At 57.6% G+C, this 564-nt stretch carries 2 protein-coding genes; both read right to left on the bottom strand.

Annotated features, from left to right (window positions below):
* A partial coding sequence (rpsH, locus tag JK635_RS28740) for a 30S ribosomal protein S8 (protein ID WP_202655246.1) occupies nucleotides 1–357 on the bottom strand: 357 nt, incomplete at its 3' end.
* 14 nt (nucleotides 358–371) lie between these two features.
* On the bottom strand, nucleotides 372–564 hold a 193-nt coding region (gene rpsN, locus JK635_RS28735), incomplete at its 5' end, for a 30S ribosomal protein S14 (RefSeq protein ID WP_202655245.1).

The raw sequence follows: 564 nt of genomic DNA, 5'->3' as shown, positions 1-564 counted from the left end.
TGCGCGCGCTTTGCGGTCCGTCATGACGCCCTTGGGGGTCGACACGATGGCCACACCGAGGCCGTTCATAACGCTGGGGATATCGTCCTTGCCCTTGTAGATACGCAGACCAGGGCGGGATACCCGCTGCAGGCGCTCGATAACCGGGGCGCCGGCGTAATACTTCAAACCGATTTTCAGTTCTGCTTTGCCGTCTGCTTCTGCAACAGCAAAATCCTCAATGTAACCCTCGTCCTTCAGGACGTTGGCAATAGCAACCTTGACTTTGGACGACGGCATTACGACCGTGGTCTTCTTGACGACTTGCGCATTGCGAATACGGGTCAGCATATCGGCGATAGGATCGCTCATACTCATTGCTTGTTCTCCTATTACCAGCTGGCTTTGGTCATGCCCGGGATTTCGCCACGCATGGCGATTTCACGGAGCTTGGTGCGGGCGAGCCCGAACTTACGGAAGGTGCCACGTGGACGACCGGTGAGTGCGCAACGATTACGTTGGCGGGTCGGAGCCGAGTTACGTGGCAGCGCCTGCAATTTCAGGCGCGCTTCGTAGCGCTCTTCT

It is taken from the genome of Neobacillus paridis, assembly GCF_016765675.1.
Classification (GTDB): Bacteria; Bacillota; Bacilli; order Bacillales; family Cytobacillaceae; genus Neobacillus; species Neobacillus paridis.
Note: the sequence above shows the minus strand (reverse complement) of the source record. Positions and strands in the feature narration are given on the sequence as shown.